Origin of the sequence: Streptomyces sp. NPDC101237, from assembly GCF_044767465.1 — a bacterium.
GTDB classification, from domain to species: Bacteria; Actinomycetota; Actinomycetes; order Streptomycetales; family Streptomycetaceae; genus Streptomyces; species Streptomyces gramineus.
The window spans coordinates 418447-442524 of the sequence record NZ_JBIWNY010000002.1; the positions used below are offsets into that span (position 1 = coordinate 418447).

The 24078-nt window shown below is 72.2% G+C and carries 23 protein-coding genes; 14 read left to right on the plus strand and 9 right to left on the minus strand.

What is annotated here, in order from left to right:
- Window positions 1-3: 3 nt before the first annotated feature.
- On the minus strand, window positions 4-507 hold the full coding sequence (locus tag ACIRQ9_RS04975; protein ID WP_404167203.1) for an Asp23/Gls24 family envelope stress response protein: 504 nt from the start codon (window positions 505-507) through the stop codon (window positions 4-6).
- 220 nt (window positions 508-727) lie between these two features.
- Here ACIRQ9_RS04975 and ACIRQ9_RS04980 point away from each other — a divergent pair, with 220 nt between their 5' ends.
- The 3 genes from ACIRQ9_RS04980 to ACIRQ9_RS04990 are packed head-to-tail and all read left to right on the plus strand — an operon-like array spanning window position 728 to window position 2276.
- Window positions 728-1312 (plus strand): RNA polymerase sigma factor, encoded by a 585-nt coding sequence (locus tag ACIRQ9_RS04980; protein WP_404167205.1) that lies wholly within the window; start codon window positions 728-730, stop codon window positions 1310-1312.
- On the plus strand, window positions 1309-1932 hold the full coding sequence (locus ACIRQ9_RS04985) for an Asp23/Gls24 family envelope stress response protein (RefSeq protein ID WP_404167207.1): 624 nt from the start codon (window positions 1309-1311) through the stop codon (window positions 1930-1932). The genes ACIRQ9_RS04980 and ACIRQ9_RS04985 overlap by 4 nt, the downstream gene beginning before the upstream one ends.
- Entirely contained in the window at window positions 1929-2276 is a 348-nt protein-coding gene (locus tag ACIRQ9_RS04990; protein WP_404167209.1) for a hypothetical protein, read from the plus strand. The genes ACIRQ9_RS04985 and ACIRQ9_RS04990 overlap by 4 nt, the downstream gene beginning before the upstream one ends.
- A 30-nt stretch (window positions 2277-2306) precedes the next feature.
- Here ACIRQ9_RS04990 and ACIRQ9_RS04995 read toward each other — a convergent pair whose 3' ends face one another.
- Both ACIRQ9_RS04995 and ACIRQ9_RS05000 read right to left on the minus strand, forming a co-directional pair.
- Window positions 2307-3065: an anti-sigma factor domain-containing protein gene (locus ACIRQ9_RS04995; RefSeq protein WP_404167211.1), complete on the minus strand. Its 759-nt coding sequence runs from the start codon at window positions 3063-3065 to the stop codon at window positions 2307-2309.
- The gene (locus tag ACIRQ9_RS05000; protein WP_404167213.1) at window positions 3062-3646 is read right to left on the minus strand and encodes a sigma-70 family RNA polymerase sigma factor; all 585 of its coding nucleotides are present in this window, start codon (window positions 3644-3646) and stop codon (window positions 3062-3064) included. Before ACIRQ9_RS05000 ends, ACIRQ9_RS04995 begins: the two co-directional genes overlap by 4 nt.
- A gap of 465 nt (window positions 3647-4111) precedes the next feature.
- On the opposite strand from ACIRQ9_RS05000, the gene ACIRQ9_RS05005 reads away from it, so the two are divergent.
- Both ACIRQ9_RS05005 and ACIRQ9_RS05010 read left to right on the plus strand, forming a co-directional pair.
- Window positions 4112-4777: an RNA polymerase sigma factor gene (locus ACIRQ9_RS05005; RefSeq protein WP_404167215.1), complete on the plus strand. Its 666-nt coding sequence runs from the start codon at window positions 4112-4114 to the stop codon at window positions 4775-4777.
- The gene (locus tag ACIRQ9_RS05010; protein WP_404167217.1) at window positions 4777-5823 is read left to right on the plus strand and encodes a hypothetical protein; all 1047 of its coding nucleotides are present in this window, start codon (window positions 4777-4779) and stop codon (window positions 5821-5823) included. The genes ACIRQ9_RS05005 and ACIRQ9_RS05010 overlap by 1 nt, the downstream gene beginning before the upstream one ends.
- 219 nt (window positions 5824-6042) lie before the next feature.
- Here ACIRQ9_RS05010 and ACIRQ9_RS05015 read toward each other — a convergent pair whose 3' ends face one another.
- On the minus strand, window positions 6043-6927 hold the full coding sequence (locus ACIRQ9_RS05015) for a L,D-transpeptidase family protein (RefSeq protein WP_404167219.1): 885 nt from the start codon (window positions 6925-6927) through the stop codon (window positions 6043-6045).
- A gap of 97 nt (window positions 6928-7024) precedes the next feature.
- Here ACIRQ9_RS05015 and ACIRQ9_RS05020 point away from each other — a divergent pair, with 97 nt between their 5' ends.
- The gene (locus ACIRQ9_RS05020; protein WP_404167554.1) at window positions 7025-7285 is read left to right on the plus strand and encodes a hypothetical protein; all 261 of its coding nucleotides are present in this window, start codon (window positions 7025-7027) and stop codon (window positions 7283-7285) included.
- A gap of 45 nt (window positions 7286-7330) precedes the next feature.
- On the plus strand, window positions 7331-7987 hold the full coding sequence (gene leuE / locus ACIRQ9_RS05025; protein WP_404167221.1) for a leucine efflux protein LeuE: 657 nt from the start codon (window positions 7331-7333) through the stop codon (window positions 7985-7987).
- Window positions 7988-8051: 64 nt separating this feature from the next.
- Here leuE and ACIRQ9_RS05030 read toward each other — a convergent pair whose 3' ends face one another.
- A complete protein-coding gene (locus tag ACIRQ9_RS05030) occupies window positions 8052-9431 on the minus strand; it encodes an FAD-dependent monooxygenase (RefSeq protein WP_404167223.1) in 1380 nt (459 codons plus the stop codon).
- A 71-nt stretch (window positions 9432-9502) separates the two neighbouring features.
- Here ACIRQ9_RS05030 and ACIRQ9_RS05035 point away from each other — a divergent pair, with 71 nt between their 5' ends.
- Window positions 9503-10147, plus strand: a complete 645-nt coding sequence (locus tag ACIRQ9_RS05035) for a TetR/AcrR family transcriptional regulator C-terminal domain-containing protein (protein WP_404167225.1) — start codon at window positions 9503-9505, stop codon at window positions 10145-10147.
- A gap of 209 nt (window positions 10148-10356) precedes the next feature.
- On the opposite strand, the gene ACIRQ9_RS05040 is transcribed toward ACIRQ9_RS05035, so the two are convergent.
- Window positions 10357-11280 carry a class I SAM-dependent methyltransferase gene (locus tag ACIRQ9_RS05040; RefSeq protein WP_404167227.1) on the minus strand — a complete coding sequence of 308 codons (924 nt, stop codon included), beginning with the start codon at window positions 11278-11280 and terminating at the stop codon, window positions 10357-10359.
- Window positions 11281-11444: 164 nt separating this feature from the next.
- The gene (locus ACIRQ9_RS05045) at window positions 11445-12554 is read right to left on the minus strand and encodes an acyltransferase family protein (RefSeq protein WP_404167229.1); all 1110 of its coding nucleotides are present in this window, start codon (window positions 12552-12554) and stop codon (window positions 11445-11447) included.
- 263 nt (window positions 12555-12817) lie between these two features.
- On the opposite strand from ACIRQ9_RS05045, the gene ACIRQ9_RS05050 reads away from it, so the two are divergent.
- Both ACIRQ9_RS05050 and ACIRQ9_RS05055 read left to right on the plus strand, forming a co-directional pair.
- Window positions 12818-14278: a glycosyltransferase family 29 protein gene (locus ACIRQ9_RS05050; protein WP_404167231.1), complete on the plus strand. Its 1461-nt coding sequence runs from the start codon at window positions 12818-12820 to the stop codon at window positions 14276-14278.
- Window positions 14275-16593: a glycosyltransferase gene (locus ACIRQ9_RS05055; RefSeq protein ID WP_404167233.1), complete on the plus strand. Its 2319-nt coding sequence runs from the start codon at window positions 14275-14277 to the stop codon at window positions 16591-16593. Before ACIRQ9_RS05050 ends, ACIRQ9_RS05055 begins: the two co-directional genes overlap by 4 nt.
- 125 nt (window positions 16594-16718) lie before the next feature.
- Here ACIRQ9_RS05055 and ACIRQ9_RS05060 read toward each other — a convergent pair whose 3' ends face one another.
- Both ACIRQ9_RS05060 and ACIRQ9_RS05065 read right to left on the minus strand, forming a co-directional pair.
- Window positions 16719-18053 (minus strand): alpha-2,8-polysialyltransferase family protein, encoded by a 1335-nt coding sequence (locus ACIRQ9_RS05060; RefSeq protein WP_404167235.1) that lies wholly within the window; start codon window positions 18051-18053, stop codon window positions 16719-16721.
- Window positions 18050-19027: a glycosyltransferase family 2 protein gene (locus tag ACIRQ9_RS05065; RefSeq protein WP_404167237.1), complete on the minus strand. Its 978-nt coding sequence runs from the start codon at window positions 19025-19027 to the stop codon at window positions 18050-18052. Before ACIRQ9_RS05065 ends, ACIRQ9_RS05060 begins: the two co-directional genes overlap by 4 nt.
- A gap of 198 nt (window positions 19028-19225) precedes the next feature.
- Between ACIRQ9_RS05065 and ACIRQ9_RS05070 the strand changes: the two genes are divergently transcribed.
- Genes ACIRQ9_RS05070 through ACIRQ9_RS05085 form a run of 4 tightly spaced genes read left to right on the plus strand, consistent with a single transcriptional unit; the run spans window position 19226 to window position 24048 of the window.
- Window positions 19226-20581: a DUF6716 putative glycosyltransferase gene (locus tag ACIRQ9_RS05070; RefSeq protein ID WP_404167239.1), complete on the plus strand. Its 1356-nt coding sequence runs from the start codon at window positions 19226-19228 to the stop codon at window positions 20579-20581.
- Between the two features lie 59 nt (window positions 20582-20640).
- On the plus strand, window positions 20641-21891 hold the full coding sequence (locus ACIRQ9_RS05075) for a cytidylyltransferase domain-containing protein (RefSeq protein WP_404167241.1): 1251 nt from the start codon (window positions 20641-20643) through the stop codon (window positions 21889-21891).
- A gap of 15 nt (window positions 21892-21906) precedes the next feature.
- A complete protein-coding gene (locus tag ACIRQ9_RS05080) occupies window positions 21907-22842 on the plus strand; it encodes an N-acetylneuraminate synthase family protein (RefSeq protein ID WP_404167243.1) in 936 nt (311 codons plus the stop codon).
- A gap of 60 nt (window positions 22843-22902) precedes the next feature.
- Window positions 22903-24048 (plus strand): hypothetical protein, encoded by a 1146-nt coding sequence (locus ACIRQ9_RS05085; protein WP_404167245.1) that lies wholly within the window; start codon window positions 22903-22905, stop codon window positions 24046-24048.
- Window positions 24049-24078: the final 30 nt, after the last annotated feature.

The following is a 24078-nucleotide window of genomic DNA, read 5'->3' on the forward strand; positions in this document are numbered from 1 at the left end:
CCGTTACGCCACCCGGGCCTCGGCACCGGCGGACGGCTCCTCGTCGTCGGGCAGGCGGACGTCGTTGACGGTGATGTTCACCTCGACGACCTCCAGTCCGGTGACGCGCTCCACGGCCGAGATCACGTTCTCGCGCACGTCACGGGACACGTCGGTGATGGAGACGCCGTACTCGACGACCAGGTCGAGGTCGACGGCGGTCTGCCGCTCGCCCACCTCGACCTTGACGCCGCGGCCGACGTTGGGGCGGCCGCCGGGCACCCGGTCGCGGACGGCGCCGATGGTGCGGGAGAGCCCGCCGCCCATGTCGTACACGCCGGGAATCTCGCGGGCGGCGATGCCGGCCACCTTCACGACGACCAGGTCGGCGATCGAGGTTTTGCCGCGGTCGGCGGCGGGCTGGTCGGCGCCGCGGGCGCCGCCCGGGAGCTCCGTGGTGCCCGCCGTCCCGTCGCCGGTCCGGGGGGCGGGGGCGTCCTTGGCGGTGATCACGGTCTGCGTGGCCATGGTCGTGTCCTTCCTGCTGGGCTCGTTCCCGATGTGCCTCTGCAGGGTCAGACCCGCTCCGGTCGCCGCTGTGACGCGCCTTTTTTCCGGCGGCCGGATCCGGGCGCCGGCCCCCGGAGCACGTCGTGCGTCCGTCCGCGGCCCCGCGGCCGAAGTCGTGCGTAACGGGCACCGCTCGCGGGTGTCCAACGTGCAGAGACCGGACGAGAGGAGCAGCCCAGTGGCGGGGGCCAGCAGACCGACCGCACCGCCGGACGCCGGGGCCGGCACCGACGACCCGCTGCTCGCTGTCCGGGCCGCCGAGGGCGACGAGGACGCCTTCGCGGCGCTCGTGCAACGCCACGCGCCCGTGCTGATCCGGCTGGCGACCCGGCTGCTGGGCTCACCCGCGGAGGCGGAGGACGCGGTGCAGGACGCCTTTCTCAGCGCCTGGCGCCGGCTGCCGGAGTTCCACGGCCAGGCCTCCTTCGGCACCTGGATGTACCGCATCGTCACCAACCGGTGCCTGAACGTGCTGAGGGCCCGCAGACCGGTGGCACCGCTGGAGGCGGCCGGCGAGGTGGCGGCGGCCGAGCACGCCACCTCGCCTGCCCGGATCACCGAGGGCCGCGACGCGGTCCGTGAGCTGCGGGAGGCCCTCGGCCTGCTCTCCGCCGAACAGCGCGCCTGCTGGGTGCTGCGGGAACTGGACGGCCGGTCCTACGAGTTCATCGCGGAGGCGGTCGGCATCAGCCAGGAGGCCGTCCGCGCCCGCGTCTTCCGCGCACGCCGCTGTCTGACACAAGCCCTGGGAGCCTGGCGATGACCACCCACACCGATCCGCCCGAGGACCCCCGCGCCGGGGCCGACGACGAGGAACGGCTGCCCTGCGGACGGCTGCTGTCCGGGGTCTGGGCCGACTGGGAACGGCAGGCGGATGACCCCCACCTGGCCTCCTGCCCGCACTGCAGGCGCGCCACCGGGGAACTCGACCTGCTGGAGAGCGCCGTGCGCGGCCTGCGCGAGGAGACGCCGGACGCCTCGGCGTACGACCCCGAGCCGCTCACCGGGCGGGTCATGGAACTCGTCCGCCTCGAACTGCGCCCCGGCCGCCCGCTGCCGCTCGGAGAGCCCGCCGAGGACCTGTGGATCATGGAGACGGTCGCGGCGCGCGCCCTGCGCTCGGCGGCCGAGACGGTCGACGGGGTGCGCGCGGGCTCCTGCCGCGTCACGGCCGCCGCCACCTCGGACGGCGGTGCCCTCTCGGTACGGCTCGACATCCACGCCCCCGTGAGCGCCGCTCTGCCCGAGATCGCGGAACGGGTACGCCGGCGCGTCCTGGAGGCCGCGGACGACCGGCTGGGCATGGACATAGCGTCCGTGGACATCCGGATCACGGACCTCGTCGCATCCCCGGCCGACGGCCGGGAAGGGAGTACGTCATGACCGCGCGCACGGCGACCGCCGCACTCGTCGAGGACGTGGCCGGCGTGGTGGAGAACGTGCCGGGCGTCGCCTTCCTGCGGCCGGGGCTGGCCGACCGCCTGCGCTCCGCGCTGTCGACGCCCGGCCCCGGTGCCGGACGGGCGCCCGCGTCCGGGGTGCGCATGGCACCGGGACCTGAGGGCACCGGCGCCTGGCACGTCGACATCCAGGTGGTCACGGTGCGCCGGGCCCGCGCGGTGGACGTGGCCCGTGCCGTCCGCGCCGCCGTGCGGGAACACCTGGCGCCGCGTCTCGCGGGCGGGCCGGAGCCGACGGTGACGGTGACGGTGACCGGCCAGGTCTGAGCGACCCGGCCGGGCCCGCGACACCGGTCCTCAGGCCGGGAAGCCCAGCAGCGCGAGCGGCGCGGAGGTCGGGCTCGTGGAGCCGCCCGCCGGTTCCACGGTCACGCCCATGCCCGAGGCGCCGTCGACACCGCCCGCCAGCAGGACGCTCTGGTCGCTGCGGCCGGGATCCATCAGGCCCGCCGACCGCATGGTGCCCGCGTCGTCGAACCACAGCTGGTAGACCTTGCCGGCGGCCGGCCGGGCCATCCCGGAGACGACGAACACCGCCCGGTCCCGGTCGTGCGAGACGACGACCGTGCCGGTGGCCCCGTCGCCGAGCGCGGCGGTCCGCGTCCTGGCGTCCGGCGCGGCCAGCACGGCGGCGATCCCGTCCGCGCCCTGCTGGGCCCGGCGCGCCTGGGCGAGGGCGTCCTCGGCCCGCTGGTGCTGCCACACCGTCGTACCGCCCAGGGCGGCGGCCACCGCCACGCACGCGGCCAGGGCCCACCGGGAGAGCAGGCGGGCCCGCACGCCCACGGCCCGCGCGGTACGGGCCGCCGTCGCTCCGCCCGGCGTCTCCTGCCGGACCGAGGAGACCCGGCGCAGCACCTGCTCGCGCATGACCGCCGGAGGCGTCACGGTGGCGGCCAGCCCCAGCCGGGCGGCGGTGGCGGACAGCTCCTTGGTCTCCTGGACGCACGGTTCGCAGCCCGTCAGATGGCTCTCGAAGGCGCGGAGTTCGTCGTCGGACAGAGCGTGCAATGCGTAGGCGCCCGTCATCCGGTGCAGATCGGCGGAGGCTCTCATGCTGTCACCCCCAGGCAGTCGCGCATCCGGATGAGTCCGTCCCGCAGCCGGGTCTTGACCGTGCCCAGCGGCAGCGCGAGGGCCTCCGCCACCTGGCGGTAGGTCAGCCCCCGGTAATAGGCGAGCGTGACCGCCTGCCGCTGGATCTCGGTCAGCGTGCGCAGGCAGCGCCGCACCTGCTCCCGTTCCAGCCTGGCCTCGACCTGCTCGGTCACCTCGTCGAACTCGGGAGTCCGGTCCAGCAGCGCCGCCTTGTGGTCCCGGGCGGCCGCGGCCTCCACCGAGCGGACCCGGTCGACCGCGCGGCGGTGCGCGAGGGTGAGGATCCAGTTGACGGCCGTGCCGCGGTCGGGCCGGTACCGCGGAGCCGTCCGCCACACCTCCACCAGCACCTCCTGTGCGACCTCCTCGGACTGCGCCTGGTCGCGCAGGACGGCACGCACGACACCGAGGACCGGGCCGGCCACGGCGTCGTAGACGGAGCCGAAGGCGTCCTCGTCGCCCAGGGCCACGCGGCCCACCAGCTCCTGCAGATCCGGCTCCGACGCCGGATTTCTGCCGATATGCACGGCTTCTCGCACAAGGTCCTCCGCGGTTGGGACATCTCCGGACGTAATCCGGTCCCCGCGGCGCGGCGGATTGGTCCGGACACGATGAAACCCCAGGTACCCGCGTGCGGCGTACCACCGGCCGGGGCGGGACACCCCGGGCGGACGTCCGGCGACCGGGGCCAGGAGGCCGAACCGGCTGCGGTGAGGTGCGGCGAGCCGGCACCGAGGCAACGGCCGAGGCCGCCACCCCCCACAGGAGAGGCCCCGGCCGTCGCGCGGTACGGACCGCGCGGCGGCCCGTACTCCGTTCAGCGCCATGAGTGCGTTTTCTGTCACACCTCGGGGCGTCACGAGTTAGTTGCACTTTGTACTGGCGTGGACGGCGAGCGGTTTCACGTCGTAACGTGCCTTTCGCGTCGAGCGCGAGTACATGATCACTGCAAGGATCGGCGGCTGCGTCACAGCCGCGACCGACCACTTACTGGGGAACGACGGGTGCTGGGGGACGACGCGGAGTTGACCGCCGCGGTGCGTGCGGCACAGGACGGGGACGAAACCGCGTTCCGCATCGTCTATCGCGCGGTACAGCCCCGCCTGCTCGGATACGTCCGCACACTGGTCGGCGATCCGGACGCCGAGGACGTCGCCTCCGAGGCCTGGCTGCAGATAGCCCGCGACCTCGACCGCTTCGAGGGCGACGCGGACCGGTTCCGCGGCTGGGCCGCCCGGATAGCCCGCAACCGCGCCCTCGACCACATACGGATGCGCGGCCGCCGGCCCGCGATCGGCGGCGACGAGACCGAACTGACCGGCCGGGCCGCGGAGTCCGACACCGCGGGCGAGGCCATCGAGGCGCTGACCACCGACTCCGCCCTCTCCCTCATCGCCCGGCTGCCCCAGGACCAGGCCGAGGCCGTCGTCCTCAGGGTCGTCATGGGCCTGGACGCCAAGACCGCCGCCGACACCCTCGGCAAACGCGCCGGTGCCGTCCGTACGGCGGCCCACCGCGGCCTGAAGAGACTCGCCGAACTGCTCGGTGCCGACGCGGAGCAGGCGGGCGTCGTCCTGGAGGCCCTTCCGCCCCAGAGAGAACCGAAGGATCGTGCGGTGACGTCCGCCACTGTGACGCATACGCGTTCGCGGACGCAGAAGGACATGTGATGGCCGACGAGCAGGACAAGTGGCTGGACCGGGCGACGGCGGAACGTCTGCTGCGCGGTGAGTCGCTGGAAGCCGTCGACGAATCCGCCCGTGACCAGGCAGAACGCCTTGCCGGGACGCTGGAGGCGCTCGCCGCCCGGGCCGCGCCCGCCACCGCCGAACTCGTCGGCGAGGAGGGCGCGCTGGCTGCGTTCCGCAAAGCGCGCGAATCCGCCGGGGACCAGTGGACCTCCGTGGCGCGGCAGCCGGACGGCCCGGTCAGGGGCTCGGACGCGGGTCTCATCCGCATCGGAGCGGGGCCGCGACCGCTCCGGGTCCCCGCCTGGGCCCGTCCCGCGCGCTTCGCCCTGGCCGCCGTGCTGACCGTCGGCATGGTCGGCGGCGTCGCCGTGGCCGCCGGTACCGGGATGCTGCCGTCGCCGTTCGACGGCGGTCACCCGGCGCCGGGAGCCTCCGTCTCGGCCGCGGGCACGCCCGCGCGTCCGCAGGACTCGCCCTCGACCGAGTCGCTGCTCGGCGGCGAGAGCGGGGCGCCCTCCGCCGGTGCCTCCGCCGGTGCCTCCCCCCGCGGCCCCGTCCGGCCCTCGCCCGACCCGTCCGGCGTGACGCGGGAGCGGGCCAACGGGTCCGACGGCGCCCCCGGGACCAGGCGCAACCGTGCCCGGGCCTACTGCCGTGACGTGCAGGACGGCAAGTCGCTCGGCGCCGACCGCAGGCGGGCCCTGGAGGGGATGGCGGGCGGCTCCGCCCGCGTCCACAGGTTCTGCAAGGTCCTGCTCGGTGTCGGCACGGGCGGACGCGACGGCGTCCCCGGCGGGGACGAGGGCGACGGCAACGACGACGGACGGGGCGGCCCTGACAAGGGTTCGGGCGGCAACGGCAACGGTCAGGGCGGTGACGACGACGGCCGTCCCGGCCGGCACGGCGGCTGGGGCGGCGGCCACCACCACCGGGACGGTGCGTCCTCGTCCGCCCCGGGGGCCCTCGCACCGCCGAGGGCGGACCGCCCCGCCCTCGCGCCCAGCCCGGACTACAGCGCGCTCTGACCTTTACGGACCGCTGTGACCAGCAGTTTTGAAACCCGCTGAACTTTTTCCCGGCCGGGTGTGACGTTTTCGGCCGTGGCGACGCAGTACTGGGTGAGCCGACTGGTCATCGGCCGTTGCACAGAGCCGGGGTTCCCCCCGTACCCGTGGCTCGTGCACTCGGCGCGGGCGGGACACGTTCCCCCGGTTCCGCCCGCGCCCCCAACCCCGTCCCGGTGCTCACCAGGAGACGACGACCTTGTCGCCGTTACGGACCTGCGCGAAGAGAGCCGAGACCGCCGCCTCGTCGCGGACGTTGACGCAGCCGTGCGACCCGCCCGCGTAGCCCCGGGCCGCGAAGTCGTACGAGTAGTGCACCGCCTGGCCGCCGCTGAAGAACATCGCGTACGGCATCGGCGAGTGGTAGAGCGTCGACACGTGGTGGCGCGACTTCCAGTAGACGTGGAACACGCCCTCGCGGGTCGGGGTGTACTGGGCGCCGAAGCGCACCGACATCGTGGACACCGTGCGGCCGTCGATCATCCAGCGCAGCGTCCGGCTGGTCTTGTCGATGCACAGCACCCGCCCGGTCAGGCACCGCGGATCGGGCGCGGCGGCCGGCTGACCGCCCATCAGGTACAGCTCCCACTTCCCCGGCGTGTGCGTCATCCCGCGCAGCCGCTGCCAGGTCGCGGCGTCGGTCTCACCCGTCCGCGGCAGTCCGCGCTTGCCCTGGAACCCCTCGACGGCCTCGGCGGTGAGGTCGTCGTACGTCCCGGTCGGCCCGTCGAAGAGCCAGGCGACCTGGCGCAGCCTGGCCTGCAGCTCGCGCACGCCGGTACCGGTGTCGCCGCGGGTGAAGACGATGTGCGGCGGGGTGGTCACGACGGCGGACGGGGCCGCGGTGGCCGGGGCGGCGGCCGCGGCCGACGGGCGGTGCGCCGTCGCGCCGGGTGTCGGGCCGGACGGAAGCCGGATGTGGACGGGCGAGTTCCCTTTGCCGTCCGCGGCGTCCGGCGGCTGCACGGTGCAGGCGCAGAGCGCGGTGAGTGCCGCGAGCACGGCGGCCGAGGCGAGCGCGCCCGCGGGGCGCCCCGCGATCCCTGAGTACCCCGAGACCTTCATGCCGAGGATGCTTCCCCGCGTGACCGCCGTCGAACAACGGAGCATGGCGGGAAGGGGGAGGCCCAGCGCTCCGGCGCACCCGCGGAGGTCAGCCACCATGGGCCGGGAGTCGGAGTCCGGACTGCCCGTCGAGCCGGTCCACGGCCCGTCGGCCCCCGCGGACCGGAACCCCGCCGAACAGCTCGGCGAGCCGGGCGCGTACCCCTTCACCAGGGGCGCCGGGATTCCGGAGGGGCGAGACCGAACGCAACGCCTACCGCCGATGCGGACCGCCCTGCGGGCCCGTGCGACGGTGGGGGAGGTGTGCGACGCGCCGCGCGAGGTCTGGGGCGTGTACGTCCCGGCCGACGTCTGCTGACCGCGGCCCCCGCCGCTGTCGTACCCCCGTGCGAGACTTCTTCGCATGTTCGGTGTCATCGACCTTCCCACCTACCTGGCGGGCCTCGTCCTGATCGTGCTGCTGCCCGGCCCCAACTCGCTGTACGTGCTCTCGGTCGCCGCCCGGCAGGGCGTACGGGCCGGGTACACCGCCGCCGCGGGCGTGTGGTGCGGCGACACGGTGCTGATGACGCTGTCCGCGGCCGGCGTGGCCTCGCTGCTCCAGGCCAACGCCGTACTGTTCGCGATCGTCAAGTACGCGGGCGCCGGCTATCTGACCTGGCTCGCCGTCGGGATGCTGCGCGCCGCCCGCTCGATGTGGCGGACCCGGCGGGAGCGCGCCGCCGAGGAGAGCGGGCCGGCACCGGACACCGCCGCGCAGGAGAGGCCCTACCGGCGCGCCCTGGTGATCAGCCTCTTCAACCCGAAGGCGATCCTGTTCTTCGTCGCCTTCTTCGTCCAGTTCGTCGACCCCGGGTACGCCTATCCGGCGCTGTCCTTCGTCGTCCTCGGCGCCTTCGCCCAGCTGGCCAGCTTCCTCTACCTGACCGCCCTCATATTCAGCGGCACCCGGCTGGCCGCGACCTTCCGCCGCCGCAAGCGGCTGGCGGCGACGGCGACCTCGGCCGCGGGGGCGCTGTTCCTGGGCTTCGCGGTGAAGCTGACGCTGGCGAGCGCCTGACCGCCCGGGTCGCTGGCCCGGGACGGCGGCCCGGTGCCGCCCGCCGGGCCCGGTTCCCGGCGGTCTACGCGCCGCCCGGCGCGCCGGCCCGTGCCGCGTACTCCCGCAGGCCCTCGGCGCTTTCGCCCGCCCAGCCCACGTAGCCGTCCGGACGGACCAGGAACAGGCCCGGGCCGTACGCCCGCGGGGCCGGCAGGCTGCGGAAGCCGTCCACCGGCTCCGGGGACAGCAGGGTCCAGTGCGGTCCGCGGAAGGCGTCGAACATCCGCGTCCCGTCCGCGTTGCGGCCGTCCGGCGCGCGGTCGCCCGCCCGCACCGGGCCGGGATCCGGCCGGGTCTCCGCCGTCAGCGAGGACTCGCGGTAGCCGATCCCCAGCTGGACCGTCGCCTCGCCGCGCCGGACCTCGCCGCGGTGCACGCCCGTCGAGAGGTCCAGCATGGCGGCGGCGTTCGCGCGGCGCTCTTCCTCGTAGGTGTCGAGCAGCGCGTCCGCGGCGTCGCCCGCCAGCACCGTGGCCAGCTTCCAGCCCAGGTTGTAGGCGTCCTGGACGCTGGTGTTCAGGCCCTGGCCGCCGGCCGGTGAGTGGACGTGGGCGGCGTCTCCGGCCAGGAAGACCCGGCCCACCCGGAACCGGTCGGCCAGGGCGGCGCGGGGACGGAAGTCGGAGGCCCAGCGCACCTCGGTGACGTCGGCGGCGTCGAGGTGGCTGTACGCCGACACCAGGCGCCGCAGGCCCTCCAGGGACAGGTCGGGCTCGGTGCCCTCGGGCAGCTTGGCGCCCAGCTGGAAGTCGTCCGTGCCGGCCAGCGGGCACAGGGCCACGCCGTTGCCGTCGTCACCGGCGAAGACGTGCCAGTGGTCGCGGTCGAGGCCGCGCACCCGCAGGTCGGCCACGAGGAAGGGGCTCGGGTCGACCGACTCGCCGGTCATCCCGACGCCCACCGCACGCCGTACGGCCGACCGGCCGCCGTCCGCCGCCACCACGTAGCGCGCCCGGGCGGTGGAGCCGTCGGCGAAGCGGGCGGTGACCCCGTCCGCGTCCTGCTCCAGGCCGGTGAGCGCCTGCCCGAACGCGACCCGGCCGCCCAGGTCGAGGAGCCGTGCGTACAGCACCTCCTGGGTCCGCCACTGCGCGACCATCAGCGGGTCGGTGCAGGGAGAACCCTCGTCGGCGGGCACCGCGTCGAACATCGGCTGGGTCCTCACCCGTTCGCCGTCCTTCCAGAACAGCTGCGGCGGGTAGGGGCCGCCCGCCGCGCGGAGCGCCTCGCGCACCCCGAGGTCGTCGAAGACCTCCTGGGTGCGGGGCTGGATCCCCTTGCCGCGCGAGCCGGGGAACAGCCGCTCGGCCGCCTCCACGACCAGGGCGTCCACACCGCGCCGGGCGAGGTCGATCCCGAGGGTCAGTCCGGTGGGGCCCGCGCCCACGATCAGAACGTCCATCCCATATCTCCTTAACGCTGTTAAGTCCCGCTGGCCGCAAGGCTGCCCTTAACGCTGTTAAGCTGTCAAGCGTGAGTACGGAGAGACGCGCGCCCCTCGACCGCCGCCGGGTCGCCGACACGGCCCTGCGCCTGCTGAACGAGACCGGCCTGGACGGTCTGACCCTGCGGGCCATCGCCAAGGAGCTGGACGTCAAGGCGCCCGCCCTCTACTGGCACTTCAAGGACAAGCAGGCGCTGCTCGACGAGATGGCGACGGAGATGTACCGCCGGATGGTCGCGGACGCCGGGGTGGACCCCTCCGGCACCTGGCAGGACCTGCTGCGCACGATGAGCGGCGGGCTGCGCGCGGCGCTGCTCGGCTACCGCGACGGCGCCAAGGTCTACAGCGGTTCACGCTTCACGGGCACCGACCACGCCCCCCAGCAGGAGGCCTACCTGCGCGTCATGACGGAGGCCGGCTTCACCCTCGCCGAGGCGGCCGTGATCGGCACGGCGGTGACCTCGTACACCATCGGCTTCGTCACGGAGGAGCAGGGCGTCGAGCCGCTGCCCGGCGAACGCAGGGAGGGCTACGACATGGAGGAACGGGCCCGCCTGCTGGCCGACTTCCCGCTGTCGGCGGCGGCGGGCCGGGACCTCTTCACCGACTACGACAGTCGGTTCGAGACGGGCCTGGAGATCATCATCGCGGGAGTGGAGACCCGCTACCGCTAGACCCGAGCGCCCCTCGGGGGCGCGGGGAACGGCGCGACCGGCCACGACCACGGGTGCGGGGAACTGCGCGACCGGCCACGACGGGCCCGCGGCGACCCGACAGCCCGGCCCGATGCGACTCGCCGCGACCCGACGCGAGCCGCCGCGACCCGATGCGACCCGCCGCGGCCCGATGCGACTCGCCGCGACCCGACGCGACCCGTCGCGGCCTAGCGCATGGCCCTCCGGAGGACCCGCGTCAGCACCGGCGGCAGCAGATCCACCGCCACCCGCCGCACCCGGCCGCGCCGCCGCCCGCCGCGCCCCGCCGTCCCCGCAGTCGCGGGTGCCGGTGCCGCCGCCGCGGGTTCCTCCGGCTCGCCGGCCGTGCTCGCGTACCGCGACTCCGGGAAGTCCGGCCCCCGCATGCCCTTCGACTTCAGCCGTACGATCCGGTGGCCCGCGGCCTCCTGCACGCTCAGATGGCAGTCGTCGCGCCCCCGCGCCATCGCGATCAGCTCCTCCTGCACCGGCCGCGGGTCGCCCCACGTCCCGTACAGCTTCTGCGTGCTGATGCAGACGGGGCTCAGCCCGCGGTTGAGTACGGCCTCCCAGGCGGCTATGGAGACGCCGGGGGTGTGCTCCGAGCGGAAGTCGTCGAGGACCACGATCCCGTCCGGCAGCAGCAGGTCCTGGGCGGTCCCTATGTCGTCGTGCACGTGCTCGTACAGATGCGAGGCGTCGACGTGCACGAACCGGCAGCTGCCGGGTTCCACTTCGCCGCGGACGAGCGAGCTGGGGCCCTGGAGCACGCGGGGCAGCTCGTCGTGGAAGGCGAGGTAGTTCTCCTCGAAGAGACGCCGGGTCAGCCGGGCGTAGGACTTCGTCGACTCGGCCCGGTTGGCGGCGTCCGGCGCGGCGCCCTCGAACAGGTCGCAGACCGTGTAGGTCTCGCCGGGCCGGCGGTGCCGCCCCGTGAAGATCGCGCTCTTGCCCATGTAGACCCCGACCTCCAGCAGGTCGCCGCCGACGCCGGAGCCTTCCTGGCGGTCGAGGAACCAGTCGAAGAGCATCTGGTCGAGCACCGGGAACCAGCCCGGGACGTCGTCGAGGCGGCGGGGCGGTCGGGTCGTTTCCTGGGTGGTGGTGGCCATGCGGGGAAGGCACTCCCTCGGGACGGAGGTCTGTGGGAAACCTGCGGAAAACCTGTGCACCGCGAGGTCCCAAGGTGCCTGCCCGCCGCCCCGCCGCGAAACCCACGGAGAAATGAACGGCGGGCCAACATCGCATGGTTAACGGAATATGAATTGAAGGGGGACTAGGAGTTTTTCAAGGACCTTTTCAATCTCGGTCCGAACCGGTTCTCGACCTGCCGGTTGATCAGCCAGGCCAGGCCCAGCATGGAGAGGATCGTCAGCGCCAGCGTGGCCCACGGCGGCACCCCCCAGCCCCGGTGCAGCACCCGGATCACGAACCAGCCCAGGTGCTCGTGGACCAGGTAGAACGGGTAAGTGAGCGCACCGGCCGTGGTCAGCCAGGACCAGGTCGCCCGGCGCGTCCAGCCCGCCGCCACGGCCGCCACGGCGGCGAACGCGAGGGTGATCACGGCCATCGCCACGTACGGGTTGCGGGGGCTGCCGTGGTGCCACAGGCCCTCGGTGGTCAGCCGCATCCCGAGGATCCAGGAGCAGGCCACGATGGACCAGGCCAGCGGCCGGCTGCCGAAGCGGTGGACCAGGTAGAGGGCCAGTCCGCCGATGAAGTACGGGGCGTACTGCGGCATCACGACCAGCTCGGTCCAGGGGCCGCCGGCGGCGGTGGACAGGACGGTCGCCAGGGTCCAGACCGAGCAGAACAGCACGACCCGGCGGTAGGTGACGCCCGGCAGGACGACGGTCAGCGCGAACAGCGCGTAGAACCGCACCTCGACCCAGAGCGTCCAGCAGACGCCCAGCACGCGCGGCACGCCCATCGGCTGCTGGAGCATGGTGAGGTTGACCAGGAACTCGTCGGCGCGCACCGGGTGCACGACGGCCGGCAACAGCACGGACGCCGCCGTGACCAGCACCAGCGCGACCCAGTAGGCGGGGTAGAGGCGGGCGACGCGGGAGCGGAAGAAGTCGCCGAGGGACCGGCCCCAGCTGCTCATGCAGATCACGAAGCCGCTGATCACGAAGAAGAACTCGACGCCGAGACAGCCGTAGACGGCCGCCTTGTGGAGGGTCGGGAAGATCTGGCCGGGGTTCTGGTGCCAGGACGCGGAGACGACTCCGCCGCGGCCGGTGTAGTGGTAGAGGCAGACCATCAGGGCGGCCAGGAGGCGCAGTCCGTCGAGGGCCTGGAGTCGGGGGCGGGGCCGTCCGGGCGGAGCCGTGACGGCCGGGATCTTCGCAGGCGGGGGCGCCAGGGTGGTGGTCACGGGAGGCATGGTCCGGGGAGCTTACCCGGACCTGGGCATTTAATCATCAGATCTGTTTCGCAAGACCCCGGTAAGAGGGGGGTACGAGTCCTGCACCTGGGCGAATCACAGGAATGGCTTGGTTGACAGCCCAATCATTCCCTCGGGCGTCTCGACTTGTTAACCCTATGGTCGTTTTGGCTTCCTAGTTTCTCCATCCGCCCCCTAGGTGCGGGTAAACCCATCACAGCAGCAGGTAAACCCAAGCTTTGCTTGGCAAAATCAGGAGAGCTATGACGAGGGTCCAGAACAGGCGGGCACCCGCGCGCGGCGGGGATCTCGACGAGTGCCTGCACGCCTGCGCCGTGCACAGCGGCAAGCTCGTCGGCAGCCTCGACCGTCGGCGCGGCGAACTCGCCGAGCAGCTGCGCAAGCTCCTCGTGGTGGTGGCCACCGAGGGCACCACCGCCGCCGCGCCCGCCCCGGCCGGTGGCGCCACCGCTCTCCTCAAGCGTGCCGTCAAGGGCGCCGCGACCCCGTCCGGCGGCATCAACAACGACCTGCTGGACGCCCTGCTCGCCGTCGCCAACAAGGCCCTGGAGTGCGGCTACGGCGACGAGCTGAACCTGGCCCTGGTCATCAGCGACACCGTGCTCGCCCAGCGCAAGAACTCCCGGGCCGGCTGGCGGCTGCGCGCCCGCATCCTGGAGGACCTCGGCGAGGAGAGCGAGGCCGTGGAGGCTTACGAGCGCTACCTCGAACTCACCCAGGACGACGGCTTCGGCGTCGCCAACCGGATCAGCGGCATGCGCCGCGCCGGTGAGCGCGAGAACGAACTCCTCGACCTCCTCGGCCGCCAGGTGCCGGCCGCCGCCGAGTACCGCCGCGAGCCCGCCACCGCCGTCTGGGCCGAGGGCCTCGCCCTCCAGGCCGCCGGCGACTGGAAGTCCGCCGAGCCGCGTCTGGTCGGCGCCCTGCTGGCCCTCACCGAGGACGAGGCCCCGGTCGACGACCGCCAGGAGCTGCTCAGCCAGTACCTGGACCTGCGGATCGCCGAGGGCAACGACCCCGGTCTCGCCGAGGCCGTCGCGCTCTACTCCGAGCAGCGCCGCAACCGGATGCGCGGACCGGTCGCCAACCCGACCTTCGACGGCGTGCAGTGGATCACCCTCGGCGAGTTCCGCAACCAGATCACCGGCAAGTCGGTCTGCCTGATCGCCAACTCGGGGCGGGTGGGCGCCAGCGGCATGGGCAAGGAGATCGACGCCTACGACCTGGTCGTGCGCTTCAACTCGTACAAGATCGACCCGAAGCACACCGGCGAGCGCACCGACATCCACGTCAGCATCCACAAGCACGCCTTCAACTGGGAGAAGCCGGTGACCACGCGGCTGATCTTCGGCGGCGTCTCCGGCGACTGGAAACACTCGCTGCGCAACAAGCTGGTGCCCGGCGCCCAGCAGTACCTCGGCGACGAGTCGCTGCGCTGGCCCATGCGGAACATCGGGCAGATCGGCCCCGAGGCCTGGTCGGGCATCCCGACCTCCGGCTTCAACATGCTGTGGCTGCTGGACTTCCTGGACGTCAGCCCGACCCTGGACCTGATCGGCTTCGACTTCTACGAGAGCGGCGCCTACCGCGTGCCGGAGGCCATGAAGCTGGCCATCACCTCCGTGCACGAATACACCAGCGAGAAGGACTGGGTCATGCAGCGGGCCCAGAGCGTGAGCGACATGAGGATCTCCCTGCGATGACGACGACCTTCACCTCCGCGATACCCGGTACCGACGCCGGCGCGCTCACCAAGAAGCGCCGGATCGCCTTCGCGTCCTACGTGGACGAGAACTACCTCCCCGGCTTCCTGGTCCTGCTGCGCAGCCTCGCCCTGTCCAACCCGGGCGTCTGCGAGGACTTCGTCGTGCTCTACGACGACCTGCGCCCGGCCTCCGTCGCGAAGATCCGCGCCCTGCACCCGCGCATCGTGCTCCAGCGGGTCAACGACACGCACTACGACTCGTACGTCAAGGGCGACCAGGACAACTACCTGGTCCGCAAGGCGTACTTCATCCTCGACATCTTCCGGCTGCGCGACTACGACACGGTCATCACGCTGGACACGGACATGGTGGTCCTCGGCGGTCTCGGCGAGCTGCTGGAGCTGCGCGAGGGCCTGGCGGCCGTGCCGCAGTTCTTCTACGGACAGCACAAGCTCAACTCGGGCCTCCTGGTGATCCAGAAGGAGTACCTGTCCGACGAGTTCTGCGCGAAGATCGACAAGGCGGGCCGCAGCGGCGAGTACGAGCTGGACAAGCACGACCAGGGCATCCTGAACGCCGTCCTGGACGGCGACTTCGTCCGCCTCGACGCCAGGTACAACTTCGTCAAGCGGCGGCTCTCCGGCGACCTCCCGGTCCCGGAGGACACGAAGATCCTGCACTTCACCGGCCGTCACAAGCCCTGGCAGGGCGGCGAGACCGGCTACGCGCAGGCCGAGGACCGCTGGCGCGAGTTCGAGATGACCGACGCCGAGTTCCACGCGGCCTACTTCGCCTCCCCCGGCGGCCTCCACCACGACCTGGTCGTGCACTTCGGCACCCCGCACGTCAAGCGCACCGGTGACGTGGAGATCGCCCGCAAGGTGGCCGCCGCGCACATCGCCTCCGGCGACTACCAGGACGCCGTCGACGTCCTCACCAGCGTCCGCATCCCGCTGGACGAGGCCTGGCCGCACGAGGTCCTCGGCCACGCGCTGATGAGCGTCTCGCGCTACGACGAGGCCAGGACCCAGCTGCTGCTCGCCGCCGCCGCTCCCAACCGGGCCGCGACCGCCTTCTCCCGGCTCGCCCAGATGGCCTGGGTGCAGGGCGACAACACCGAGGCCCTGCGGTACGCCACCGCCGGCCTCACCGTCGACCCGACCCACCGCTCCAGCCGCCTGTGGGCGCAGCGCGCGGCCGCCGTCCCCTCCCAGGAACAGGGCAGCGCCGAGGACCAGCTCGCGCACGTCGCGTTCTACATGGACCGGCAGGGCAACGCGGGCGACAAGCTGCTCCCGGAGACCGTCCGGCTCGGCTTCGGCCCGGACACCACCTCCCGGCGCTGGCACTCGGTGCACGCCCACCGCTACTTCGACCGGGCCGCCCTGGAGCGGGTCAACGCCCGCCGGGGTCTGGTCATCGGCGGCGGCGGCCTGTTCATCCCGGACACCATGCCCAACGGCAACAGCGCCTGGCAGTGGAACGTCCCGGACGAGCACCTGCGGGCCATCGACGTGCCGATCATGGTCTACGCGGTCGGCTTCAACGCCTTCGACGGCCAGTCCTACCGGGCGACCCGCTTCAACGAGAGCCTGCGGCTGCTGGTCGAGAAGGCGTCCTTCTTCGGGCTGCGCAACCACGGCTCCATCGCCAAGGTCCGCGGCATGCTCCCGCCGGAGCTGCAGGACAAGGTCGTCTTCCAGCCCTGTCCCACCACGGTCACGCGCCAGTTGGTGGCCGGCTGGACCGACCCGTCGTACCGCGAGGACACGGTGATGCTCAACGCGGCCTACGACCGCGCGGGGCTGCGCTTCGGCCACGACTACGCGCACTTCCTCGCCGAGATGGCCAAGGCCGTGCGCAAGATCGGCGCGCACACCGAGGTCCAGTGCGTGGCGCACTCGCTCGACGACGAGAAGATCGCCTTCGACCTGCGCCGCGAGCACGGCATCTCGCTGCCGGTGATCCCGATGTACGACTTCTCCAACGACGAGATCCGCGAGACGTACGCCAAGACCCGCCTGGTCATCGGCATGCGCGGACACGCGGGCATGATCCCGTTCGGCGTCGGCACGCCGATCATCTCGCTGATCTCGCACCCGAAGATGGCGTACTTCCTGAACGACATCGAGCGGCCCGAGTGGGGCGTCTCGGTGCACGAGCGGAACCTCGGCGACCTCCTCACCGAGCGCGCGATCGGCATCCTCGACCACCACAGCCGGACCGTCGCCGACGTGCACGACCGGCAGCGGCTGCTGTGGAAGGTCACCGAGGACAACGCCGCCACGATCAAGAAGATCCTGGGCCGGTAACGCCGGAAGGGGCGGGTCCGATCCAGGACCCGCCCCGCCGGGCAGCGCCCCGCAAGGGGCGCGGGGAACGGCGCGACCAGCCACGACGCCGCCGCAGACGACGTAGATCGGCGCGACCGGCGGAGCTACCTCCGCACGACCCGCCGCAGATTCCGCGCCCTGCGCGCCATCCGCCGCACCGTCGCGTTGCGCGGCAGGAAGCCCAGCTGGGCCGGAACCCCGCCGGGCAGCGCGAGCGAGGTCAGGCGCTTGCGCTTGAAGTACCGGATGGTGGTGGCGTCGAGATGCTTGGCCAGGTAGCGCTCGGTCTCCCGGCGCAGCTGCGGATAGATCTTCGGCTGCATCGCGAAGCCCACCGCGCGGAGCAGCGCGCTCAGCTGCTCGACCGTCAGCAGCGCGCGCTGCTCCTCGACGGCCTTGCGGTCGGTCAGCGAGGGCAGCAGCACGTCGACGACGGTGACCGGGACGCGGTTGCTGTTCTCGTACGGGACGAGCTTGTCCAGGAGCGTGTCGGTGCCGACCCGGGCGGTCGGCAGGCTGTACAGCGCGGACGCGGTCAGCAGCGCGGTCGAGAAGCAGCCGACGACCAGCGCGGGGCGCATCCGCTGGTACAGCACCTCGGCGAGGACCGTGGTGTCCAGGACGGTGAGTTCGACCCGGAGCTTCTCGGCCTCCTGCTCCAGGGTCCGCGCGAAGCGGGCCGGGGCGGAGGGGTGCGGCTTGAACACGACCTTGGTGTGGCCGAGTTCGACGGCGCCCCGCAACATCCGCACGTGCAGGTCCTCCTCCTGTTCGGGGGAGAGGATGCCGAGCGCGGAGAGGTACTGGCCGAGCAGCAGGGCCGGTTCCTCGATCTGCGGCAACTCGTCACCGCTGGAAGCCAGTTCGGCCAGCACCTTGGTGAAGGCCGCGGTCGGCACGACCTCGCCGGGGACACCGAACTCGGTGAGCAGCATCGGCTTCAGGCCCGGCACCAGGTCGAGGTGGAGGACCCGGTCCACGCGGGTGCCGACCAGCGGGTCGATCTTGTTGCGGGTCGGGCCGTAGCTCATCAGACCGTCGGCGTAGACCGTGACCGGGGCGCCGGTGAAGATCTGGGTGAGGCTGAGCGAGGGGTTGACCTGGATCGACTCGACGGCGAACTCGACGTCGTCGTCGCCGAGCCGCCACTCGTGGCGCAGGAAGCGTTCCCACAGCGGGAAGTCCTCCGGGCGCGGGGCCCAGCCGCCCGGGTGGAACGGGAAGATCGTCTCGTTGTACGAGATCACCTCGTCGAACCGGTCGCGCAGCCGCTCGAAGCCCGGCGCCGCGTCCAGCCCCGGAGTGGTCTCCGGGGTGGCAGCGTTGTTGCAGACCAGCAGGATGCGCCGGTCGGCCGGGCCGAAGGCGCCGGAGTCCAGGGCGGCGGCGAGGGTGGCCGTGCCGTAGAGGGTGGACGCCTGGAAGATCTGGGTGGTCACGCGGCGGCCCCCGCGGGAGCGGGACGGCGGCGCAGCCGGCGCAGCTTGGTGGCACGCTGGAGGTCCATGGAGTCCAGGGCCTCGTCCAGCACGTCCTGCGGCATGCGCCGCAGTGCTGCGGCACTCATGGATTTCAGCTTTTTCGCCACCGCGGGCTCGAACCTTTCGATGGATCCCAGGTGATGGGAAATGATGGCGCAGTAGGTCCTGACGGCCTTCGGCAGGAGTTCCTTCGCGTCCGCGTCCTGCGCGGTTTCCTCGATCACCTGGTCGAACGCGCGAATGAAATCGAGCTGACGGACGTCGCCGATCTGCGTGAGTGACGAGGCTACGCCACGCCGATAGAAGACACCGAGCAGGTTCACCGCGGCGAAGGACTCGGCCTCCCGGTGCAGCTTCCAGATCCACGGCCGGTCCTCGGCCGTGCGCAGCCCGTCCGTGAAATGGACGAGGCCCTTGTCCACCAGGCGGCGGTGGTAGATCCCCGCCCACGCGTAGGCGTAGTCGACGGAGGTCGACCGGTCGGCCGGCAGGATCGCCTCCCGCGGGTTCATGACGGTGTTGCGGCGGCCGACCGGCACCCGGTGCACGAGCCGGGCGCGCGCCGTGCACTGCACATGGTCGGTGCGGACGAAGTCGCAGCCCAGCGACTCGATGGCGGCCACCAGGTCCGGGTAGTAGCCGGGCGCGAGCCAGTCGTCGCCGTCCAGGAAGGTGACGTACTCGCCGCGTGCTTTGTCGATGCCGGTGTTGCGCGCGGTGGCCAGCCCCCCGTTCAGCTCGTGTCTGACATGGACCGCGCCTGGCAGCTCGCGCTCTGCTCGCGCGAGAATCTCAGGTGTCCCGTCGGTCGAACAGTCGTCGACGAGAATGAATTCGAAGTCCTCACGCGCGTTCGCGCGCAGGCTCCTCAGGGTGTCGGGCGCGTATTGCTGCACGTTGTAGAACGGCACGATGACGGAGAGCTTGACCACGTGAGGGACGTTAGAGGGGTGCCCGTCATCCGTCTTGTCTGTTGTCTTGACATCAGGTGAACGACGTGTGTCGAAGCTATGAATCAGGGCTTTTTCGAGCCCTGTCCCGGGCTGATTCGCCATTCGGCGATGTGTTGTTAACCCTTTGTTGGATTCGGGTTCGGGAGATCCTTGGAATGGCTTTCTAGCGTCTTGGGTGTGCCAGCAAGTGCAACGAAGACCCTGCGGGTGGCCGTCCTGGCGGACTCCGACACTCGGTGGAAGTGGGGAGCGCTCACCGCGAAGCGGCTGATCCCCGATGAAACCGACCGTCCGGAGGTCCGGCTCGACGGCTACCTCCTGCGGGGCCGTGCCACCCCCACCGCCCGCCAGCTCCAGGAGGTCGGCGTCCACGCGGACTCGCTCCGCGAAGTGACGGCCGTCGAGTTCCTGCGCGCCATGGAGAGAGGCCCCGAGGACCCCGAGGGCCCCGAGGGCACGGAGTCGTACGACGTCCTCGTCCTCTCGCTCGTCGGCGGCGGGGTGCAGGCCATGCTGCACGGACTGCGCGGCGTCTTCGCCGGCCGCGCGAAGCGGCCCGTGGTCGTCACCGGCTACGTCGGCGTCGTCTACGAGAAGCTCGCCGACGGCCTGCTGCTGCGGCACGGCGCGGACCTGGTCCTCGCCAACTCCCGCCAGGACGCGGACCGGTTCCGGGCCGTGTACGACGGGGTCGGCGCCGACTCCTCCTCGGTGACCGAGGTCGCGCTGCCGTTCCTCGGCGGCGAACCCTACGAGGGCGAACACGAGCCCTACACCGTGGTGTTCGCGGCCCAGCCCTCGGTCCCCGAGAGCCGCAGGGACCGTGCGTACCTGCTCGACCGCCTCATCCGGCACGCCCGCCGGCACCCGGCGCGGGAGGTGCTGCTCAAGCTGCGCTCCAAGCCCGGCGAGCACACCACCCACATCGAGGAACTGCCGTACCAGAAGCTGGTCCAGGGCAAGGACGTGCCCGCCAACTTCCGCCTGGTGTACGGGCACATGGGCGAGGTGCTCGACCGCACGGACCTCCTCGTCACCGTCAGCTCGACGGCCGCCCTGGAGGCCCTGCACCGGCGGATCCCCACCGTGGTCCTCACCGACCTCGGGATCCGCGAGACGCTCGGCAACCACCACTTCGTCGGCTCCGGCTGCCTCGCCTCCTGGGACCAGCTCGACGCCGGACACCGCCCGGTGCCCGACGCCGAGTGGGTCGCCCGGCAGGGCGTCGCCGCCGACGGCTCGTACGCCACCGCGTTCGACGCCGGCCGCGAGCGGATCGCCAAGCTGCTCGCCCGGCCCGGCGGCCTGCCGCCCCTGAACCCGTACTACACACCCGAGACCGCGCCCGGCTACCTGCCCGGCATCCTGGCCCGCCACCACCTCGGCCCCGACGGCGTACCGCTGCCCGGTGCGCCCGCCGCCGACAAGGCGCCGGGACCCGTCCGACAGATCGTGCGCCGGGCCGCACGCGGCGCCTACCGCCACGGCGTCCAGCGGGTGGCCCCCGTGATCCGACGAATGGGAGAGCTGTGAGCGACCGGATCCCGAACCAGGCGTCGTCGGCGCCTGACGGACGTGAAGGAACAGAGCCGATGCCCCACCCCGAGAAGGCCGTCGTACCCCGGGTGCTGGCCGTGATCCCCGCGCGCGGCGGATCCAAGGGCGTGCCCGCGAAGAACCTGCTGCCGGTCGGCGGCGTCCCGCTGGTCGCCCGCGCCGTCCGCGAGTGCCGGGCCTCCCGCCTGGTGACCGACGTCGTCGTCTCCACGGACGACCAGGCGATCGCCGCGGCCGCCCGGTCCGCCGGCGCCGAGGTGGTGCTGCGTCCTGCCGCCATCGCCGGTGACACCGCCACCTCCGAGGCCGCCGTCCTGCACGCCATGGACGCCCACGAGGCGCTGCACGGCGCCCCGGTCGACGTCGTCCTGCTCGTGCAGTGCACCAGCCCGTTCATCATCCGCGAGGACATCGACGCAGTGGCGGGCGCGATCGTCGAGAACGGCGCCGACACCGCCCTGACCGTGGCGCCCTTCCACGGCTTCGTCTGGCGCGACGAGGTGGACGCCCCGGTGCCGGCCGGCGTCGACGCGGCCTCCGCGAGCGGCGGCTTCGGCGTCAACCACGACAAGTCGTTCCGCCCCCGCCGCCAGGACCGCCCGCAGGACTTCCTGGAGACCGGCGCCGCCTACGCGATGCGCGCCGGCGGCTTCCGCGAGCACCGGCACCGCTTCTTCGGCCACACCGAGCTGGTGCGCACCGACCCGGCCCGCGTGCTGGAGATCGACGACCCGCACGACCTGGCCCGCGCCCGCGCGCTGGCCGGCCTCTTCGACGCGGACCGCCCCGGTTCGCTGCCGGCCGCCGACGACATCGACGCGGTCGTACTGGACTTCGACGGCACCCAGACCGACGACCGGGTGCTGATCGACGCCGATGGAAAGGAGTTCGTCTCCGTGCACCGCGGCGACGGACTCGGCATCGCCGCCCTGCGAAAGAGCGGGCTCAGGATGCTGGTCCTCTCCACGGAGCAGAACCCGGTCGTCGCCGCCCGGGCCCGGAAGCTACAGATCCCGGTCCTGCACGGCATCGACCGCAAGGACCTCGCACTCAAGCAGTGGTGCGAGGAGCAGGGCATCGCTCCCGAGCGCGTGCTCTACGTCGGCAACGACGTCAATGACCTCCCGTGCTTCGCCCTCGTGGGCTGGCCCGTGGCGGTCGCGAGCGCCCACGACGTCGTACGCGGCGCCGCACGCGCGGTCACCACCGTCCCGGGTGGCGACGGCGCGATCCGAGAGATCGCCAGCTGGATCCTCGGCCCCTCTCTCGATTCCCTCCCGAAGTAAGGACACCCCACAGTCATGAGCACCTCCCGCCTGCGCCAGTTCGGTTCCCGTGAGGTCGGTCCCGGCAAGCCCGTCTACATCTGCGGCGAGATCGGCATCAACCACAACGGTGAGCTGGAGAACGCCTTCAAGCTGATCGACGTCGCCGCCGAGGCCGGCTGCGACGCCGTCAAGTTCCAGAAGCGCACCCCGGAGATCTGCACCCCGCGCGACCAGTGGGACATCGAGCGCGACACCCCCTGGGGCCGCATGACCTACATCGACTACCGCCACCGCGTGGAGTTCGGTGAGGACGAGTACCGTCAGATCGACGAGTACTGCAAGAGCAAGAACATCGACTGGTTCGCCTCCCCGTGGGACACCGAGGCCGTCGCCTTCCTGGAGAAGTTCGACGTCCCGGCCCACAAGGTCGCCTCCGCCTCCCTGACGGACGACGAGCTGCTGAAGGCCCTGCGCGCCACCGGCCGTTCGGTCATCCTCTCCACCGGCATGTCGACCCCGAAGCAGATCCGCCACGCGGTCGAGGTCCTCGGCTCCGAGAACATCCTCATGTGCCACGCCACGTCGACGTACCCGGCGAAGGCCGACGAGCTGAACCTCCGCGTGATCAACACGCTGGAGAAGGAGTACCCGAACGTCCCGATCGGCTACTCCGGCCACGAGACGGGTCTGCAGACCACCCTCGCCGCGGTCGCGCTCGGCGCCACGTTCGTCGAGCGTCACATCACCCTCGACCGCGCCATGTGGGGCTCCGACCAGGCCGCCTCCGTGGAGCCGCAGGGCCTGACCCGTCTGGTCCGCGACATCCGGATCATCTCCGAGTCCCTCGGCGACGGCGTCAAGAAGGTCTACGACTCCGAGCTCGGCCCGATGAAGAAGCTGCGCCGCGTCACCGGTGTCGTCGCCGAGGCGGAGATCGCCGCGGCCGCCGGCGAGCCGGTCCAGGTCTGACCCCGCCGAGAACCTGAAGTTACGTCTGTTGTGTTACGACGACGGGACGGTCGTACGTCGATGAACCTCCGCGCCGGGAACCCCGGCCCCCCCACCCTCGCGTTCGTCGAGAGTCCGGTGCAGCTGCTGAACGTGCTGGAGTGGGCGCATGTCCACGCCCTGCGCGGGGCGGTGGAGCCGGTGCCGACGGTGCCCCCGCAGGGCCGTCGCGCATCGGTCGCCATATCGGCGGCGGCACCCGGCGCGGAACTCACGATCGTCGTCCTGTCCCCGACGGACCCGATGACCCGGGGCCAGCTGCGCCGTATGGCGGACCTGGCCCGCGACGAGGGCTACCGGGTCCGCTGGGAGGAGGCACGGGGCGGCACCGCCGCTCCCTTCCACACGATCGGCGGCCTGGCGGGCTCGCTCCGCCGGGCCGACCGCATCGTGATGGGGGATCCCTTCTCCCGCTACGTGCAGCTGCTCCTGACCATCACCCGCGCCCGTGACCTGGTCGTCGTCGACGACGGCACGGCCACGATGGAGTTCGTCGCCCAGCTCGCGCGCGGCGAACGGCTGGTCCGCTGGCACCGCAAGGGCGGCCGCCCCGGCGCCCGTGACCTGCTCTTCGCGCCCGTCTCCTCCTCCGCGCGCCGCCGTCTCACGCCGAGCGACCGCCGCCGGGTGGAGGTCTTCTCCTCCATGCCGGTGACCGAGACACCGGCGGGCGTGACGGTCACCGCGAACGACTTCGGCTGGACCCGCGCCCGCTTCGGCCCGCCGCGCATCACCAAGGGCGCCGACATGGTCGGCACCTCGCTGGTGGAGACCGGCGTGGTGGACGGCGAGCGCTACCTCGAGGCCGTCCAGACCCTGGCGAAGGCACACGGCGCGACCCGCTACTTCGCGCACCGCCGCGAGAGCACCGACAAGCTCCACCGCCTGGCCGCCGAGACCGGGCTGGAGATAGTCCGCCCGGATCTCCCCCTCGAACTGATCGCCCGCCGCGGCCCGATCGGCCGTACGATCCTGAGCTTCCCCTCCACGGTCGTGCACACCCTCCCACTGGCTCTGGCCGGTACCGGCGTCCGCGTCGCCGTCTGCGACATCGACCCGGCCTGGCTCACGGAGAACGCCTCCCCCCGAGCCCAGGGCTTCCTCTCCGGCGTCACCGGCACCGCGAAGGACGTCCACCGCCTGACGTCGGTGGCCAGCCCGGTCTAGCCGACGGCCCCCGCGCGCGGCACCCACGTC

Coding starts and splice junctions, on each gene's coding strand:
- ACIRQ9_RS04975 (WP_404167203.1), bottom strand. CDS start 507: ATGGCCACGCAGACCGTGATCACCGCCAAGGACGCCCCCGCCCCCCGG.
- ACIRQ9_RS04985 (WP_404167207.1), top strand. CDS start 1,309: ATGACCACCCACACCGATCCGCCCGAGGACCCCCGCGCCGGGGCCGAC.
- ACIRQ9_RS04990 (WP_404167209.1), top strand. CDS start 1,929: ATGACCGCGCGCACGGCGACCGCCGCACTCGTCGAGGACGTGGCCGGC.
- ACIRQ9_RS04995 (WP_404167211.1), bottom strand. CDS start 3,065: ATGAGAGCCTCCGCCGATCTGCACCGGATGACGGGCGCCTACGCATTG.
- ACIRQ9_RS05010 (WP_404167217.1), top strand. CDS start 4,777: ATGGCCGACGAGCAGGACAAGTGGCTGGACCGGGCGACGGCGGAACGT.
- ACIRQ9_RS05015 (WP_404167219.1), bottom strand. CDS start 6,927: ATGAAGGTCTCGGGGTACTCAGGGATCGCGGGGCGCCCCGCGGGCGCG.
- ACIRQ9_RS05020 (WP_404167554.1), top strand. CDS start 7,025: ATGGGCCGGGAGTCGGAGTCCGGACTGCCCGTCGAGCCGGTCCACGGC.
- leuE (WP_404167221.1), top strand. CDS start 7,331: ATGTTCGGTGTCATCGACCTTCCCACCTACCTGGCGGGCCTCGTCCTG.
- ACIRQ9_RS05030 (WP_404167223.1), bottom strand. CDS start 9,431: ATGGACGTTCTGATCGTGGGCGCGGGCCCCACCGGACTGACCCTCGGG.
- ACIRQ9_RS05040 (WP_404167227.1), bottom strand. CDS start 11,280: ATGGCCACCACCACCCAGGAAACGACCCGACCGCCCCGCCGCCTCGAC.
- ACIRQ9_RS05045 (WP_404167229.1), bottom strand. CDS start 12,554: ATGCCTCCCGTGACCACCACCCTGGCGCCCCCGCCTGCGAAGATCCCG.
- ACIRQ9_RS05050 (WP_404167231.1), top strand. CDS start 12,818: ATGACGAGGGTCCAGAACAGGCGGGCACCCGCGCGCGGCGGGGATCTC.
- ACIRQ9_RS05055 (WP_404167233.1), top strand. CDS start 14,275: ATGACGACGACCTTCACCTCCGCGATACCCGGTACCGACGCCGGCGCG.
- ACIRQ9_RS05075 (WP_404167241.1), top strand. CDS start 20,641: ATGCCCCACCCCGAGAAGGCCGTCGTACCCCGGGTGCTGGCCGTGATC.
- ACIRQ9_RS05080 (WP_404167243.1), top strand. CDS start 21,907: ATGAGCACCTCCCGCCTGCGCCAGTTCGGTTCCCGTGAGGTCGGTCCC.
- ACIRQ9_RS05085 (WP_404167245.1), top strand. CDS start 22,903: ATGAACCTCCGCGCCGGGAACCCCGGCCCCCCCACCCTCGCGTTCGTC.